We start from the raw sequence: 17,821 nt of genomic DNA, 5'->3' as shown, positions 1-17,821 counted from the left end.
CAGTTCACACTGGCTCCTTTAGCTTCTGCTCTCTGTATTGACCCGGCGTCATTCCTTCAAGCTTGCGGAAATGACGGATAAAATTTTGCGCGTTCGTATATTGCAACCGTTCGGCGACTTCGGTGATCTTCATCTCGGTTCCACTCAGCCAACTCTTGGCCATATCATGACGGATCCCTGCCAAATATTCGCTAAAATTCAAGCCGGTTTCTTTACGAAACATCCGGCGAATGTAATGTGTGCTGTAATTCAACTTCATCGCGCACTGCTCTAATGTTAAATCGCTGTCATAATGATCATGAATCAGATCCATCACGGAACGAGAGATGCTTTTACGGGAAAATTCATGTACTTGGCGAGTTAGCTCCATCATGGGGGCAATTATTTGCGACTTGAACCAGTCTTCAATTTCTTCTGGTGTTTTCAAGCTGAATAATTGCTCATATTTATTGCGGTGATCCTGGGAAATCATGATTCCAGCAGCACCCATGTCGTAAGTTACACGCACCAGATCTGTCAAAAGCATAGCAAAGGACATACGATAGAGCGTGGGCTCACTTGCCACTCTTAGTACTTCTTGAATAAACTGACGAAGCTGATCTCCGGCCTCGTCCCTATCGAGAAAGGTGATGGCCTGTGTGAGCTTCGACACCAGATGATGCGGATAGTATGGCTGAGATGTCATCGGCGGCTTCAGATCACCGATATGTAAAATGGCTTCTTCCCCAAGCCGAATCCGATATTGCAGGGCTTCTTTGGCTTCAAGAAACGCTTGCGGTGTAGCGTACATAGTCTCATACGGTCGGCTAATTCCGACACTGACTTTGAGTCCTAAGAATTCATCAACAGCTCGCTGTACGGACTCAGCTAGACAAGTCAATTCACTTAGCAGATTCCCGTGACTCTCCGCATCGCTCCCGACTAGTGTGACCTGATTATTACCTATAGGCATCGCATGAATGCGCTGCGGTGCCGGTATCAATTCGGAGGCCATATTGTTCATCGCAAACAACAGCAAATCCTGCTCATTGGCATCGTAACGTGTTTGTGCTAAGGTATCGATTTGCATGACCAGAACCGCATATCGACGCCAAGCAGGAAGTTGAAACTGACTTGCTTTGCCCGCCAATTCACTTCGGTTCAGCTCCCCTTGGAAAAGCTTTAACATAAAATAATCGATAAGTTGGCCTGACTGTATCTTCATTTTCCCTTCCAGCTGTTCTTTCGATTGATACAGTGAAGCGAACTGTGTACCAATCCACAGTAATTCGTCTTTAAATACTGTTTCTTCTCCGGATGGTCTGCTTTTCTTCATGGTGAACTCCATCAGGCTGCGCACAGGGAAATAGATTCGCTTCGAGCCCAAGTAAGACAGCAGCGCAGTAAAAAGCAAAAGTAGCAGACAAGCAGTCAAAGTTGCCCATCCGATACTGGCGGACTCCTTCTTCGCTTCCTCTATCGGAATGACGGATACATAGGTCCAGTTATTGTACTTGGATTGGTTGTATACGACACTGTACGGCTTGCCAAGTGATGTGCTGTTAAAATACCCCTGCGTATTGCCCGTGTTTTGCAGCTCCTGCGACCAGGGCTCGGATAGAACGCTTTGACCGATTCTCTTCTCTTTGGTATGAACAATGATATTCATCTTGTCGTCAACAATCATCGTTTCCCGGGTTGAAAAGCCGCCTGTCAGCAGCTTGGCCAACTCGCTATTGGACACACTAACGGACAAATATCCCATTGGATCAGCGGTCGTGGAGGGGATAGTTTTCACCAGCTTGATGCCTGTAAAGGCCTGATCAGACACAGGTGACCAACGGGAGTTAAATGCGGAGTCCAAAGAGAAGGACTTCATAGCCGTGTCCTTTCCAAAATAAAAGCCCCCACCTTTGATATACCAATCATTCCGAAGACTGTGCAGTTCCACATCCTTAACACCCAGCTCATAGGTTTGCACACCAAGAAGCCCTTTTACAAGCAAATCAATGTCCTGAAAATCTTCAATTTTCATCCGTTTGGAGATGGAAAGGGAGACAAAAGGTGTTTCCGCGTAGCGCCTAGATACTTGATCGATGACTTTTAATATCTGTTCGACCCGGCTTTGCGACTGCTGCAAAATAAAAACGTTTGCTTCATTGACTTTCGTTTGGACCGTAGAAGTGGATTGAAAGAAAGCGTATATACCCAGAAACAAAAGAGGAATCGTACTAATTAGTGTAGTAAATGTGATCAATCTGATGAAAAAGGAATACCGAGAGACCATAGTTTCCTCCAGAGATTTAATTTCGTTCTACATGTTCGGGAAAACGCAGGAAAGAAAAAGGGCTAACACATTGTCAGTAGACGTTGCATTAGCCCTCTTATCATTACTCTTATCGCTTATAATATCTATCTAAAGCTGATTTCTGGATCTGAATGGCACGATCAATTTTGGATGCTTTTATTTTACTCACATAGTTGTCAAAGGTATCTAATGGCTCCACGCCAAGTATGATTTTTAGCGACATCTCGTCGACAAGCGTCATAACATCGATCATGATGGAGGAGAGCTCTGCGCTTTCTAATTCTGTCTTCGGCATTTGCGGGAGTATATGACTGTCAACATCGGTATTTGCCCAAACTTGAATGGCCTCCCTTTGCTGAGGCAATGTGTAATATTGCTCCATATAACGAACGTCTTGGACGAAAGGACCGAAGTAACTAGCCCGGTTATACAGCGAAAGGGCTTGAGATGGCGCGAGTTTATTGGGATTTTTCAAAATTAAATCCGTATATCTCGGATATCCGCCTTCCAGGTTATAACTAATTCCCTCGATCCCGAAATTGAAAAGCATATGCCCTTCATCGCTATATCCATAATCCAGCAGTTTCGCAGCTGCTTCAGCATTCTTACTTTTGCTAGAAATGGCAACCCCGCCTGTCCCCACATACGCATAGCTCCGCTGCCCGAACTTAGGCTTATCGCCTTTTATCAACACCGGATAAGGTGCAGGCCCTAACAATGCAGCCTTCTCTTTGTCCTGAACGATGGGCTGCCATTTGCCAATACCTGCGCCAGCATTCCATATCGTTGCCCCGCTTCTTCCTGAAATCATATTGGCATCCAACGTTTTGGTATCCACTGTAGCGATATTTTTGTCAATCAACCCTTCTGCATACCATTTGCGAAAGGTAGCGAGAAACTGTTTATAGCCCTCTTCCATCGGCCCATACTTCACTTGGCCGTTATCCAAGTAGAATCCTTTCTTAATCCCATAGGCACCCACGAAAGCACCACCCTCAATGCCGAATAACGGATTGGGAACACCTAAGAAGGTCAAGGGAGCAGCGACTCCCTTCTTCTCTTTAAACGCTTTTAAAACGGTATACCATTCATCGATTGTAGTCGGCGTCTGGAGACCAAGCTCTTGAAGCCAATCCAGACGGATGATGGGCCCCTGATAGGTTCGAAGCAATTCGTCGCCACGAATGAATGGAAACACATAATAACTACCGTTGTCCGTTTTGACCTGTTTGTCTATTTCCGGGTGCTCACTTAAGTATTTTTTTAGATTTGGCGCATGTTTGTCTATGAGATCATTCAATTTCAAAATATAACCGTCATTGATCGCCTTCTCCGGTCCTCCAGGATGGTTATCCCATTCATATTCCATCATATCGGGCAAATCGCCTGACGCTAATAACACATTCATCGCTTCTTTCGCTTGATTCGATGGCGGTTGAATGAAAGTCAGCCGTACCCCTGTCCGCTTCTGCCATTCTTGGAAGAACGGTATGTCCTGAATGTTCGGCTTTACACTCGCTGCATTGCCGTTAAGTTCAGACCAATAGGATAGCGTCTTCTTGGCCTGATCAGGTTGTTCTACCTGGGTAGTAGCTTTATTCGGCTCCTCTGCAGGCTTTGCTGAGTTATTTCCAGAAGTACAAGCCGATAACAATAGGGTAATTACCCACATGAACAATAGGATTGAGGTACTTATACATCTTTTACTCATCTGGTAACCCTCCATTGCCTTAATACCTAGCGTGAATCAGTTCATTTCCTTGAATTTCCCTGGTGTAATCCCCTCGTACTTTTTGAACACGCGAATGAACGTCGCAACCTCATTGTAACCCACATAATTGGCAATATCGGATATGGAGTCTTGCTTATAGCTGATCATGCGTTTAGCTTGTTGAATGCGAACCTTTGTGATGTAATCGAGCAGTCCCTCACCCGTTTGATCCTTAAACAATTTAGAGATATAACTACCTTTTAACTCAAAGCGTTCACCGATGGTATTCACATTTAAATTAGAATCCTGATAATGCTCGTCGATGTAACGAGTCACCTTGGAGATGAGCTCACGCAGCGTCTCTGCACGCTCTTTGGACAAGTTCGTCTCCATTTTCACAGCTGCAAACGCACAAACTTCTTTGAGCAAGGTTTGGAGTTCATGCTGCATTTCCAGTATCGTATCACAGGCGATGATCTTATCCATCCACAATGGATTGTCTTCTAAAATACGGCTATCACCGTCTCCTAGTTCATTGATCGCCTTCACCATCGTACCGACAAGATTGAAAATGAGACATCTCGCCAAGGTTAGTGACACGTGGGGCTTATTGAAATTCCGCTCCATAATTTCGTTCATACTCGCACTAGCATGATCAAAACTGCCAATTTTTATCAGATTTATAATCTGCTGCTCGACCTGAAGCGGATAATAATAGCCCAGCTGTTGCTGATCCGTGGAATCGATTCGAATCTCATCATAGGTGATGATCTCTCTTTTTCCTCGAACCATCTTATATTCCATGGCATCCAATGCCTCACTATACGCCTCGGCGACTCCAAACAAGGAGCCATGGATGCCGCCGATGGATACCGTAAGATCCATGCGGAATCGAATTAAAAACCGCTGTGCTTCTGTGGCAATCCAATGAAGGTCCTGCTTCATTTCAGCAGCTTCGATTTCTGCAAAGTTCACAAGACAGACCATCATATCATCTACTTCAGCCACATAACCCGCATGCCCACGCTGCCCAACAAGCTCTTCCACGACATTGGTTATAATGAACTGTATGAGTTTCCTTCTTTCATTCATATCCATTCCCGGCAAATTGTTGGAAAGGCTGTCCTGGTTCTCAACAGCAAATAAAATGACGGCAAAATCATTAGAGATTAAATCAATATGGAACGATTTGAAAGCTTCCTCATATGGAATCAGTGTATCCATCTTCCCTTTCAGAAGCCGATTGAGCATATTGGATCGCAGCACATGGTGATGGGATTGTAATTGTAAAGCTATTTTATCTTTTTCATTTCTTGTTTGTGAAATTGCTCTTTGGATGAAGTTGAGTTCATTGCCATCTGGCCGTTCCTGGGTGGAATTCTTATCAGAAAGCGACTGAACCAGCCGCTGAATAGGCGAATAATTGCGGCGCATAAAAAACCATGTCAACACGCCTGCTCCCATTAAACTTATTAAAATGCTAATATAGGTGAATTTACGGACATATTCTGCTTTCTCCCAATAAATACGACTAGGAATAACCAAAACATATTTCAAATCAGACACGGCAGATTGCATATAAAATAGCTCTGAATCCCCATTCTGCGCCGGCTTGTACATCACATCATCCCTATCCAACAATTGCTCCAAAATAAGGTTCTTATTGACCGACACAGGTAAATTGGAAAGAAGAACTTGATTATCATGATTAAGAATTAAAATTTGTCCGCCACTAAATCCTGAGATTGTTTCCATCGCCTTCTGAAATCTTTCCATGTCTGCCATGACGACGACGGTACCGGTTTGTTTGCCGTTCAAATCCTTAGGTAGGTGTGCGATATAAGCGATTGAGTTTTGAGAATTCGCCGCATCCGCGCGAGGCAATAAGAGAAATTGGTTATTAGCCGCATTATGTATCGTATCGAGCCATTGCTCGTAGCGAAGCGTTCCTGTGTTGTGAATCGTATCAAAAGCAGTCTTTAGGTCCCTAACATTTCCCGGACGGAGAATCGATGATTCCTGATCCCAAGTGACATAAAATTCATCGATCGTTGCATATGACGTTTGGTACATCCTAAATTCCTTCACCAATTGAAAAGCGAGGAACTGATCGTCGTTTGACCGTAGATTGGAGTACATTAAGCTTTGAAGCTTAGCATTCCAAGTGATCTCCATATTCAATCGTTTCATTAAATCGATTTGATTATCTATCGTATATCGGACTTGTTTCAATAAAGAATCGTTCGCACGATGAATCTCGCTCTTAAGTGCTTCACTGGATTGCATATAAATAAACCAGCTCATCATCATGGGTACGAACAACACCGCGCTATATGAAATTAACCAAGTAAAAATAATGCTTTTTCGCTTCTGCCAAAGAAATCGGATCTTCACATGGATCTCCTCCCATTGAATGGTAGATGAATGTCTGAAGGGATTGTCTCCACTTACCTCTATTATACCTCTGATTGCAAGGGGAGGAATGTCCAAAATGACAAAACCGATTGACAAAAGCTCTATTTAACCCGATTTTATTCGGTTTTAACCCTTCAAAGAACCTACCATTACCCCTTTTACAAAAAAACGTTGAACAAATGGATAGATACAAAGCACAGGTACGGTTGCTACGATAATCGTCGCATATTTAATCGTTTCACCTATTTGATGTCGATCTCCCGCATCTGCCCCAACTGACATTCCGTCTGTAGAATTCGAGATTAATATCTCACGGAGTACAAGTTGTAAGGGGAACAGGTCTCTGCTTTTAATAAATACAGAAGCATAGAACCAAGCATTCCATTTATCAACCGCATAATAGAGAATCATAACCGCGATGACCGGCATGGAAAGCGGAATAATGATTTTGAACAAGATGGTAAAATGGTTCGCTCCATCGATCTTGGCCGACTCCTCTAAACTATCTGGTACAGACATGAACGCCGTACGCATGATGATGAGATTGAAGGTACCGATCGCAAATGGAATAATCGTAGCCCACAACGAGTCCAGTAGGCCAACATTCTTCACAACCAGATATAAAGGAATTAAGCCCCCGTGAAAAAACATAGTGAAAACGATGATCAGCATGAATGCTTTATTCCAAATGACATTTTTCCGTGAAAGCACGTAAGCCCCTAAAGCAGTCATCAAAATATTCACTAAAATACCGAACACAACGATAAATAGCGTATTGCGGTATCCAATCAGAATACCTGGGTTTCTCATGACACCTTTGTACGCTTCCAGACTGAAACCTAAGGATTTATACAGAATTCCCTTGTGAGCCACGAGCTGACCTGCTTCACTAAAGGATGCGAAGACGACATATAACAATGGATATAAAGTAGCAACCACTAGCACTACTAAAATGAGATGAATACCAATATCGAACAATCTTTCAACTATACTAGGTCCCTTATTCATTTGCTTCACCTCACCATAAGCTGCTTTCATTTACTTTGCGGCTGATATAATTGGCTGTAACCAATAAAATAAGATTGATTACAGAGTTAAATAAGCCGACTGCTGAGCTGTAACTCCATCCGAATTCAAGTAATCCCTTACGATAGACAAAGGAAGAAATGACATCCGCTGTTTCATACGTGACTGGATTGTAAAGGAGAATAATTTTCTCGAATCCTACATTTAATAAATTCCCCATTCGCAATATGAACATGATAGCAATCGTTGGCATGATGCCTGGTAAGGTGATATGAATGATTTGCTTCCATCTGGTTGCTCCGTCCATACGCGCAGCTTCATACTGCTCGGTATCAATACCCATTAATGCCGCAATATAAATGATGGACTCCCAACCAATTCGCTGCCAAATCTCCGATAGAATATAAATAGGACGGAATAAATCAGGCTTCTGCAGCATCGTCTGGCCATCATATCCAAACGTCATAAGGATCTTGTTGATCACACCATCCGCATTCGTAAAATCAGTTATAATCCCACAAATAACAACAAGTGAAATAAAGTAAGGCATATACGTAATGGTCTGAGCCACACGCTTGAACATTTTGCTGCGCACTTCATTGATTAGCAAGGCCAGAATAATCGGCGCTGGGAATTCAAATACCAAGGAGTACAAACTGATAACAAGCGTATTTTTTAAAATGCGCCAAAAGTAAAAACTGCTGAAAAAATCTTGAAAATGCTTAAATCCTACCCACTCGCTGCCTAGGATACCTTTCATTGGCGAATATTCTTTGAATGCAATCAGTGCTCCATACATAGGGGCATAATGAAAGATAATATAATAAACAAGCACAGGAACCATCATCAGATACAAGTATTTATTCATTATGAAATCACGAACATATCGATTTATGCCCGGTTTTTTCTTTGCTAGTGCCATACTTTTGAGCGGTTGCGTAGTCTCCATCTTTTCCCTCACCTCATTCTGAATGGAAGGAGAGAGCAAAGCCCTCTCCACTCCGTTCCGCATTATCTTTTGTTGTAGCGATCCAAAGCTGCTTTTTGAATTTCAATTGCACGATCCAATTTCAAAGATTTCATTTTATCTAGGTATTTCGGATATTGATCGACGGATTCTGTTCCAAGAACGATTTTTAACGTCATTTCATCTACAAGGGTGTTAACGTCACTCATGATTTTTGCATATTCCGAACTCTCTTCCGGCGTTGGCGTAAGCGGCGGCAGACTGTATTTGTCTACATCCGTTTTCTTCCAAACATTGATCGCCTCGCGCTGGGTTGGCAAAGTAAAAAATTGCTCGGCATATCGTTTATCTTGGATAAACGGACCGTTGTAGCTGCCGCGAACATACATGGACATCGCCTGCGCCGGAGCTAATTTATCCGGATTTTTCATCAATAAATCGGTATATTTCGGATAACCGTTCTCTAAATTGTAGCTAACACCTTCTGTACCGAAGTTGAAAAACATGCGTCCAGCTTCACTATAACCATAATCCAGCAGCTTCGTCGCAAGTTCCGGATCTTTTGCCTTCGTTGTAATGGCCACAATACCTCCAGAAGAATACGGTTTATCCTTTTGGCCAAATTTAGGGATATCTCCTTTTTTCAGTACCGGGTAAGGAGCTGCAACCAATTGTGCTTTGGGATCTTTCGCTTGAACAATTGGCTGCCATTTCCCAATACCGCCGCCAGCATTCCCAATACTTGCTCCCGTGCTAGCTGTGGAGAAGTTTCCATCCAACGCTTTCGAGTCGACGGTGGCAATATTTTTATCCAGCAAGCCTTCTTTATACCATTTGCTGAATAATGCCATATAATCCTTGTATCCGCTCTCCGCTGGACCGAATTTGATTTGTCCATTTTCCAAATAGAAATTGCGGTTAACCCCAAAAGCCCCCAGAAACGCGCCATTATAAGAGTCATTGAAAAAGTTCGGTTTACTGATGAAAGAAAGAGGTGCCGCTGCTCCTTTCTTTTCTTTAAACGCTTTAAGAGCAGTAGTCCATTCATCAATCGTTTCCGGTACAGGAAGACCTACCTCGTCCAGCCAATCTTTGCGAATAATTGGACCTTGGAATACTTGCAGATACTCATCTCCCCGAATGAAAGGAAATGCATAGTAGCTGCCGCTATCGGTTTTTACCATTTTGTCAATTTCGGGATTGTCTTTCAGAAATTTCTTAAGGTTAGGCGCATGCTTGTCGATCAAATCATTCAATTTAAGGATGTATCCATCTTTAATCGCCTTCTCAGGTCCACCCGGGAAAGTAAGGAAGTTATATTCGATGATATCCGGCAAATCCCCGGATGCCAACATGACATTAAGAGCCTCTTTGGCCTGACCCGTCGGCGGTGCGGAGAACTTGAGCTGCACGCCTGTCTTCTTCTGCCAATCTTGAAAGAAAGGAACTTCAGCGTGGGTTGTTTTAACACCAGTTAAATTCGGGGTCAACTCGCCCCAATACGTAAGTGTCTTATCGGTTTTGATTGGGTATGTCGTCACGGTGTTGTTCGCAGAAGGCGATTGCGTTTCTTTCGTTGTATTAGGTGTAGATCCCGTCTGAGAGGAGCAAGCAATCATTGTGCCCATCATCAAGACAGTCATAGTTGTAGCTAACATTTTCTTCATTCATTGACCCTCCAGTAATTTTATGGTGAGATGCATCTCTTCCCTTAGATTAATGGAACGCCCCTGACTTAAATATGAGTAAAATGAGGAATGGCATGTTGATTTTCATTCAGAAAACTGATGATTTCGCCAAAGCAATAGACTATTTCTAAAAACATTAGCCATATTTACAAAAAAAGAACTAGCGTAAGATCATCGCTAGTTCTTCTACCCTATACTTTCTCCAAACTCTCCCGATATGCCTTCGGACTAAAACCCGTCATTTTCTTGAAAATGCGGCTGAAATGCTCGGGGTTGAGGTATCCGATTCTCTCCGAGATATCCGAAATTTTGATCCCCAGTTCGAGCAGCTGCTTCGCCTCTTCGATACGCAGCTTCGTCAAATAGTGGATGAAATTGCAGCCGACTTCTTTAACGAACTGCTTGCTCAAGTAGCTTTCGCTCACGCCCACCATCTCACTAATGAGCGACTGATTAATTTCCTCACGATAATGCAAATCGAGGAATTTCTTTGCACTAGCAATAGAAGGACTATAGCGAGCTGCATTCATAAGTCCATTTCCGTGAATAGCTGAATGAGCACGCTGAATTAGCAGTCTGACATAATGCTTCGTTTCCTCCAGCGTCTCCAGCTGTTTGATTTCATCAAATGGATTGTGAGAAGTAGGCTGTACCTCCTCCAAGCGTATGCTTTTCGCATAAAGAACAGCGCCGAGCTCCCACAACATATCGACGAAGAAAGCTCGCACCCTGTCAGGCAGCTCCTGCCTCGCATCAGACATTCGCTTCTCCAATTGTGCATACTCGCGAACCCACTGACTTTCGTCAGGCTGCTTTAAAGCTTGAAGCATTGCAAGCCTCCCAGCTCTCAACATATCCCACAACTCATGGTCCCCGTTGTCTTTCACACCGGATTCATGGGACGCCGATTCCCGATAAAACAGCTTCCCCAAGCCGGCAAAATAACTTTTCGCTGCCAACTGCTTGGCTTGCTGGTATAGGCGAGGCCACTGTTTACAGCCATTTGCCAAATCGCTTATGCCTACCGAAATAGAAGCGTTCACATATTGCAGCAGGCGAGTTTGAATCATGGTCAGTGCGCTATGAATTTGGGAACGAATCGCTGATTCGCTGCGATCGTGCGGGAACGCGCACAATAAGACATATTCACCAGCCTCCCGTCGAACAATTTCATGCAAAATGGACATTTCATGAAGAACAGTTTGGATCGTTTGTTGGATGAACCCATGCAGCTTCGTCGTATCGATAGCTTGTGCAATTTGAATGATGATCGCCATCTCGTTCGTTTCATTTAACAAACCGCTTGTTGATAATAGCCATTGTTCGAACGACTCTGCGTCTTCCTTCGGATCGAAGTCAAGCAGCTTCTGTAATAACGCATCCTTATCCGATTGTTGGACTAGCTGCTTGTCCACAGGTTCAATCGCCTCTGTCTTCGATACGCCACCTAACCGGACTAACTCCTCTACGGCTTTAGTGATTACTGGTACGATGTGCTCCTCATCCATATCCACCTTGACGATGTAGTCGAGAGCCCCGAGCAGGAAAGCTTCCCTCACATAGCTGTAATCGCTATAGGCGCTCAAAATAATCGGAACCGGACGTTTCGGCAAAGCTGGATCGTTTAAAGCTTTTAATAGCTCAATGCCGTTCATTCGCGGCATTTGGATATCGACTAGCAGCAAGTCGATGCCGCCACGGGCCTTAAGAAGCGCGAGACCTTCGACACCGTCAACCGCTTCGCACACGATTTCAATATGGAGAGCTTGCCAATCGATCAAATGATGCAAGGCCAAGCGAACTAACGGTTCATCATCAACGATCATCATCTTGTACATGGTAGTTACCCCTCATATAGAAATTCGTCTGTCTAGCTACCTTGGCGATGTTAAAAAACATGCTGGGCTTCTGGACAAGAATAATGCCGCTGGGCAGCGAGAACCGCGATTGCTATAAAAAGTATATAATACAGAACATTACTGAGCAATTGTCGTTTGCTTGCGGTTAATGAAATTTCATTCAGCTTTTAGGCATTTACCGAAGCACTTGAATAAATGAATGAATCCATATTCTCGGTTGAATGAAGTTGTAGAAAAGATGATATTTTTGGTAGAATATACATTTTGAAACAGGCTAAATCCAGTCATCTTCTTGAAAATTCAACACTGTTTAGTGTCCCAATTTTATGAATCGCAGAATGTGCATGTACTAGAAGCTGCTTCACATAATACAGCATTTCTTCATCAAACGGATCGAAAACGCTTATCTCCTTCAGCCCGAATGCCTTTGGCATAAAGAACGGCTCCGAGCTCCCTCAACGCATCGACGAAAAAGGCTCTTACTCTGTCAGATAGCTCCTGCCTAACACCCTGCAATCGCTTCTCCAATTGGTTAAACACCCGTTCCCACCGACTTGCTGCAGCATGCTTCAGCGCTTGAAGCAGCACCAACCTCCTTGACTTCAAGTCGTCCCACAACTCCTGATCCCAATCGTCTACTCAAGTCATCCCCCATATAGTTGTTCTTCTGCTAGGCAACTAACCTTTAATGGCTCCATCCATCAAGCCTTTAAAGATGTAGCGTTGGAACACGATGTAAAACAGCACACTGGGAAGCAGCACCAAGATGATACCTGCACAGAGTGCCACCAGATCCGAGCTCCGCTCGCCGACAAAAGCCATGAGAGCGGTCGGCAAAGTTGCAAGCTCCTTTTTTGGCATATATAAATTTTGCACATAAATATCGTTCATAATGGTTACGCTCTTAAGAATCCCGAGTGTAGCGGTCGCCGGTAGCAGCAGTGGGAAAATAATCGAGCGGAAAATGCGGAAATACGATGCACCATCCATCATCGCACTTTCATCTAGCTGGGCTGATATTTTTTCCAGAAACTGAATGTAAATATAGATTTGCATAATATCTGTCCCTATATAAATGAGCAGCGGAGCACCCAAAGTATTGTACAGACCCATGGCATGAATCAGCTGGAAACGTGCGATCTCCGTCGTGTATGTCGGAATGATCATCGAAACCATGAACAACAGCAGCACCACTTTTTTCAGCTTAAAATCAAAACGGTTGAGCACAAATGCCGTCATCGTACCTAGCAGGGCATTACCGGTCATACTAATAACAACCATCACCAAGGTATTGCGTAAACCAAGCAGAATGTGACCTTCGCCAACGGCTTTTACAAAATTCTCAAAATGAAAGAGATTGATTGGCAGTGAGAAAGGCGAAGTCGCCCCCAGCTCTGCATTTGTCTTCAGAGAGCCGAATACGACAAGTAGAATCGGAATGAACACAATCAAACACATCGCTATAAAAAAGAAATAGTACAGAACATTACTGAGCAATTGGCGTTTGCTCTCTGTTAGTGTGAGTTCCATTAAGACTCGCTCCTATCTTTAATGATCCAATTTTGTAATGACGAGAAGCAGATGATCAAGATCAGAAGACTAACCGCCATGGCCGAAGCAAGTCCGTAATTGTTATAGGTAAACGCTGTTTGCAAAGAAAACAAACCAAAAGTTGAGCTGGCCGTTCCAGGTCCGCCGCCAGTCATCACATAGGGAATATCGTACTGCAGCAGCGCGCCGGAGATGTTCAGGAACAAGATGATTTCCATCACTCGCCGAATGCCAGGCAAGGTAATATAGCGGAGCTGCCTCCAAAAACCAGCGCCATCCATTTTGGCAGCTTCATACAGATCTGTGGGAATCGACTGCAATCCCGCTAGAATGAGGATAATATGAACACCACTGAAGCGCCATAGAGATACAGCGACCAGCGAGTAATTTACGATACTCAAGTTGCTTAACCATCCGGTAATGAGCGACTCCAGCCCCATCCATTTGAGCAGTTCGTTGAGTGGCCCATTCACAGGGTTATAGATGTAACTGAACATATAAGCAACGGCAATACCGTTAATAATGTAAGGCATAAGCACCGTAAACCGAAAAAATGAACTTCCGCGTATCGTGCGATTGAGCAGCACCGCTGTCATCACTTCAATAGGAATGAACAGCAGATGGACGACAAAGTAGATGCCATTGTTGCCAATAGCTTTCCAGGCATCCGGGAAATCAAAAATCAGTTTTTTATAGTTATCAAACCCGATGTACTTCAAACTCTCGCTGTATCCGTCCCAATTCGTTACGCTGTACCGAAACAGTTGCAGCGTGGGATATAAGAGGAACAAGAGCATGAGCGCAACCGGAATGAACAAAAACGACCAAATGATAACTTTCTTCTGTAAGCTGTAACTCATCTCCACTCACCCCTAAGTCTCTATTGATAGAAAAAGGGTACTATTCCGTCTCGCTCAAATAGTACCCTCTATAGTCATTACTTCGTTGATTCGATCGCTTTCTTCCACTTTTCATTTAATTCTTTTTCAATCCCATCGATCGCTTTGCCCGCAAAAATGCTTTGTGCGGCTTTCTTCGGATCGAATTGTGCTGCGGCACTAACTTTTGCATAGGCCTCATCTGTTCCATAATAAACAAACGGTTTAGAAGGATTAGCCGTTGTCCATTTGTTGAAGAACGGAAGATCCGCAGTGATGTCATTAACCGTGGAGAATTGCTGTACTTTATTAACTAAACCTGAGTAGATGTCTTTGCTGAACATCCAATCCATGAATGCTTTGGCTTCTTCGGCGTTTTTGGTGTTTTTGTTAATACCGATGTTCATATCGGACATCATCATCGCTTTCAGATCGCTACTCGTCGAATCACGGAAAGGAAGCGGGAACACGCCCAGATCATCATCCGTCTTCACTTTCTCCATGTAAGAAGGATAGTACCACTGGCCAAGCGCAATCATAGCCGACTTCTTCGCTTCGAAGGACTGTGTAGACTGATCGAACGAAACAGACAGCGCATCAGGACCAGCGTATTTCTTATCGGCAATCTCCTTGATCGCCTTACCCACTTTATCAAAGGTGCTGCCATCTCCAAATGGCGCTGGATTTTTCGCCAGATTCACCAAATAATTCTCATCGCCAGATAAAACATGCGGTCCGAACTCCATCAATGGATAGAATGTCCAATCATCTTTGCCGCCAATGGAAATTGGTACATATTTGCTATTCGTTTTGATCTTATCCAATGTAGTGATGAAATCTGGAAACGTTTTCGGAATTTCCAAGCCCAACTCTTTGAAGATACTTGGATGGAAATAAACAAATTCAGAGAACGAGATGAGAGGAAGACCCAATACTTTGCCATCAATTTTAGTTGGAAACTTGTTGATTTTGGCCGCATTCGAATCATCCAGAGGCAGCAGCGCCTGCTTGTAAATTTGCATGTGGTTCGGCTTTAAATACATCAGATCAGGCAAATCGTTTGCCGCTAACCTCACCTTCAAGTATTGCCCTCCGTTGTCAGGCACCTTTTCCACTTCAACAGTTACATTCGGCTTTAGCTTGGAGTACTCTTTCACCTTCTCTGTCCAATACTCAAAATCAACTTTCGTATCCCACATGGCGAGCTTCAGCTTCACCGGCTGAGCTGGCTTAGCCGTCTGTGCAGCTTCTTTCGTCGCTTCTGGCGCTGCGCTTGCAGGCGTTGATGCTGTCTTTGTACCGCCGCATCCTGTCAAAGCCGTCATGGCCACTACCCCAGCCAAAGCCAAGGAACTTACCCATTTTCTATTGCTCATCGCATTGACCCTCCACCAGATATCGATTAGGTTGTTTGTACCTTGTATTTATCATAAACGATAGTTTAACGCAGCCGAATGATCGATTTTGCCCATTACTTGATCTATTTTGAACTAACGATTCGATCTTCTTCCTGACTTCGGATGATTGGGAGTGTAATTTCCACCTTCGTGCCATACGGTTCCAACCGCTTTATCGCTACACCATAGTCTTGTCCGTAATGCAGCCCAATGCGATGATGCACGTTAAGAATGCCCATACCACTGAACGTATAATCCTGGGCAGGGTCTTGCAACTTCTCGATCTGCTCGTCCGGGATGCCTACGCCATCATCTGCAATGATAATGCAAAGCTGTTGGCCCACCTTTTGGATAGCAATCGTAATTGTTCCATTCGTTTCTTTACTAACCAAACCGTGCGTAATAGCATTTTCAAGAATCGGTTGAAGCAGCAGCTTCAACACATAGAACGAGGTTGCTGATTCATCAACTTCCCATTTCACCTCAAATTTATTACCGTAACGTGTTTCCATAATGAAAATGTACTGTTTTAAGTTCTCGATTTCATCGGCAAGCAGAGTCAAACTACCTCCGCGATTGAAGGAGGAAGATACCAAACGGATCAGCGCCTGGGTCATATTACGGATGTTGTCAACTCGGCTAATGATCGCCATCAGTTTAATGGAATTGAGGGTATTAATCAGAAAATGCGGATTAATTTGCGATTGCATCGCAGCGAATTCCGCCTTCTGCTTCGCTTTCTCATGCTGTTCAGTCTGATTAATAAGCAGCTTGATTTGGTCCATCATATGGTTAAACGTGAGCCCCAGCGTGACCGTCTCTGCGCTACCGGAAGCCTCGATCTTCACATTGAGATTCCCGTCCATGACGCGCGACATTTTCACCACTAACACATGGATAGGCTTCATTAAATTATGAACAAGGTAAAAAGAAATGATCAGGAATACAACGATAACGACGAAAGTCGCGAAAAGGACTAATCGGTAAATCGTGCTGTAATTAGCCGTCAACTCGCTGTAAGGAATTTGATAAACGATCTTCCAGTTCGCAGTGTCCACCGTTGCAAAGGCAATCAGCATCTTCTGCCCATGGATTGTGTCCACGAAGTTGCCCTCGCGCTGCGAGTCGATGCGGCTGATTAGCGAAGTATCCATCCCCTGCTCGTTTGCCGGTAAGTTATAGCTGGAAGCAATAACGTCGCCATCCGTCGTTACGATGCGGAAAGCCGATGATCCGCTGATTGGATTTTGCCACAGCATTTTCTCGAATTGATCCCGACTAAACACAAAATAAATGAAATCAATATTATGCAGCATTTGAAAATAACTCGGCGCAATTGTGGTTACAATGCTCGTAGATTCCCGTGAATCGTATAGCGCGCCTTTTTGTTTGCCAATGAAATGAACGTGATCCTGTTCGGCGATCGTTGCCTTGTACCAATCCATTTTGCGTAAACTGTTATCATCTACAACCAAATCTTTTAAGTACGAATAGACGCCACCGTCTTTATAGAAGAAATTGATCGACTGCACCCTTCCTGACATGGAAGAGCTGTATTTTCCTAGTGCTTTTGATAAAGAGATGGAGTAGGGCTGCCTCTTATCCGTGGCTGTTTCGTGCAGTAAAGTCGCTGTCTCCAACACCTCCGTATCCATGCCAACCGCTGCGGAAAAGTTGACGACATTACTAATTTCCTGCTCAATCGAGTACGTCACTGCATGAAGTGTCTGGAGCGTTCGGTCGGTTGTTTGCTGCAGCAGATCTCTTTTGTACACCTGAAGAATAGTAGCGCTAATCGTCAATATGGGCAGCACCACCATCGTAAATAGCAGAATGTAGAGCGTAGTAGACGTTCGCCATGGCTTCCTGAATCGGTTCATTCGTACTCAACCTCGCATCACGTTATAAGGAAGGGATTACTTCCCGAGATGTAAAATATCATAGCACAATTTGTTATGCACGCCAGTCTTTTCTTGCATAGAAGAAAGGTGATCTTTCATCCAATATGAAAGGGCTGCCCCAAAAAAAGCATAGGAGACAGC

The 17,821-nt window shown here is 43.9% G+C and carries 12 protein-coding genes; all 12 read right to left on the bottom strand.

Annotation, left to right across the window (positions count from 1 at the left end):
- Positions 1–4: 4 nt before the first annotated feature.
- The 12 genes from ASG85_RS16855 to ASG85_RS16800 all read right to left on the bottom strand — a co-directional run bounded on the left by ASG85_RS16855 (position 5) and on the right by ASG85_RS16800 (position 17,659).
- Entirely contained in the window at positions 5–2,266 is a 2,262-nt protein-coding gene (locus ASG85_RS16855) for a helix-turn-helix domain-containing protein (protein ID WP_057305433.1), read from the bottom strand.
- A gap of 109 nt (positions 2,267–2,375) precedes the next feature.
- On the bottom strand, positions 2,376–3,998 hold the full coding sequence (locus tag ASG85_RS16850; RefSeq protein WP_156396641.1) for an extracellular solute-binding protein: 1,623 nt from the start codon (positions 3,996–3,998) through the stop codon (positions 2,376–2,378).
- A gap of 36 nt (positions 3,999–4,034) precedes the next feature.
- On the bottom strand, positions 4,035–6,392 hold the full coding sequence (locus ASG85_RS16845; RefSeq protein WP_057305435.1) for a helix-turn-helix domain-containing protein: 2,358 nt from the start codon (positions 6,390–6,392) through the stop codon (positions 4,035–4,037).
- A 147-nt stretch (positions 6,393–6,539) separates the two neighbouring features.
- Complete coding sequence (locus ASG85_RS16840) at positions 6,540–7,421, bottom strand: carbohydrate ABC transporter permease (protein WP_057305436.1); 882 nt, start codon at positions 7,419–7,421, stop codon at positions 6,540–6,542.
- Positions 7,422–7,431: 10 nt separating this feature from the next.
- The gene (locus ASG85_RS16835) at positions 7,432–8,361 is read right to left on the bottom strand and encodes an ABC transporter permease (protein WP_057306264.1); all 930 of its coding nucleotides are present in this window, start codon (positions 8,359–8,361) and stop codon (positions 7,432–7,434) included.
- A gap of 89 nt (positions 8,362–8,450) precedes the next feature.
- On the bottom strand, positions 8,451–10,073 hold the full coding sequence (locus tag ASG85_RS16830) for an extracellular solute-binding protein (RefSeq protein WP_060647084.1): 1,623 nt from the start codon (positions 10,071–10,073) through the stop codon (positions 8,451–8,453).
- Between the two features lie 212 nt (positions 10,074–10,285).
- Positions 10,286–11,932, bottom strand: coding sequence for a helix-turn-helix domain-containing protein (locus tag ASG85_RS16825; protein ID WP_060647082.1), 1,647 nt, complete (start codon positions 11,930–11,932; stop codon positions 10,286–10,288).
- A gap of 405 nt (positions 11,933–12,337) precedes the next feature.
- A complete protein-coding gene (locus ASG85_RS16820) occupies positions 12,338–12,559 on the bottom strand; it encodes a hypothetical protein (RefSeq protein ID WP_156396639.1) in 222 nt (73 codons plus the stop codon).
- A gap of 72 nt (positions 12,560–12,631) precedes the next feature.
- Entirely contained in the window at positions 12,632–13,483 is an 852-nt protein-coding gene (locus ASG85_RS16815) for a carbohydrate ABC transporter permease (protein ID WP_082562384.1), read from the bottom strand.
- Positions 13,483–14,364 (bottom strand): carbohydrate ABC transporter permease, encoded by an 882-nt coding sequence (locus ASG85_RS16810; protein ID WP_060647078.1) that lies wholly within the window; start codon positions 14,362–14,364, stop codon positions 13,483–13,485. The genes ASG85_RS16815 and ASG85_RS16810 overlap by 1 nt, the downstream gene beginning before the upstream one ends.
- Before the next feature lie 77 nt (positions 14,365–14,441).
- Positions 14,442–15,758, bottom strand: a complete 1,317-nt coding sequence (locus tag ASG85_RS16805; RefSeq protein ID WP_057305441.1) for an ABC transporter substrate-binding protein — start codon at positions 15,756–15,758, stop codon at positions 14,442–14,444.
- A 104-nt stretch (positions 15,759–15,862) separates the two neighbouring features.
- The gene (locus ASG85_RS16800; RefSeq protein WP_060647076.1) at positions 15,863–17,659 is read right to left on the bottom strand and encodes a sensor histidine kinase; all 1,797 of its coding nucleotides are present in this window, start codon (positions 17,657–17,659) and stop codon (positions 15,863–15,865) included.
- Between the last annotated feature and the right edge of the window lie 162 nt (positions 17,660–17,821).

Source organism: Paenibacillus sp. Soil724D2, from assembly GCF_001427935.1.
Lineage (GTDB): Bacteria > Bacillota > Bacilli > Paenibacillales > NBRC-103111 > Paenibacillus_E.
This window is presented reverse-complemented; position numbering and strand designations above follow the sequence as displayed.

Excerpts from the sequence above, each read along its gene's own strand:
- ASG85_RS16855 (WP_057305433.1), bottom strand. The coding sequence starts at position 2,266 with ATGGTCTCTCGGTATTCCTTTTTCATCAGATTGATCACATTTACTACA.
- ASG85_RS16850 (WP_156396641.1), bottom strand. The coding sequence starts at position 3,998 with ATGAGTAAAAGATGTATAAGTACCTCAATCCTATTGTTCATGTGGGTA.
- ASG85_RS16840 (WP_057305436.1), bottom strand. The coding sequence starts at position 7,421 with ATGAATAAGGGACCTAGTATAGTTGAAAGATTGTTCGATATTGGTATT.
- ASG85_RS16835 (WP_057306264.1), bottom strand. The coding sequence starts at position 8,361 with ATGGCACTAGCAAAGAAAAAACCGGGCATAAATCGATATGTTCGTGAT.
- ASG85_RS16830 (WP_060647084.1), bottom strand. The coding sequence starts at position 10,073 with ATGAAGAAAATGTTAGCTACAACTATGACTGTCTTGATGATGGGCACA.
- ASG85_RS16825 (WP_060647082.1), bottom strand. The coding sequence starts at position 11,932 with ATGTACAAGATGATGATCGTTGATGATGAACCGTTAGTTCGCTTGGCC.
- ASG85_RS16815 (WP_082562384.1), bottom strand. The coding sequence starts at position 13,483 with ATGGAACTCACACTAACAGAGAGCAAACGCCAATTGCTCAGTAATGTT.
- ASG85_RS16810 (WP_060647078.1), bottom strand. The coding sequence starts at position 14,364 with ATGAGTTACAGCTTACAGAAGAAAGTTATCATTTGGTCGTTTTTGTTC.
- ASG85_RS16805 (WP_057305441.1), bottom strand. The coding sequence starts at position 15,758 with ATGAGCAATAGAAAATGGGTAAGTTCCTTGGCTTTGGCTGGGGTAGTG.
- ASG85_RS16800 (WP_060647076.1), bottom strand. The coding sequence starts at position 17,659 with ATGAACCGATTCAGGAAGCCATGGCGAACGTCTACTACGCTCTACATT.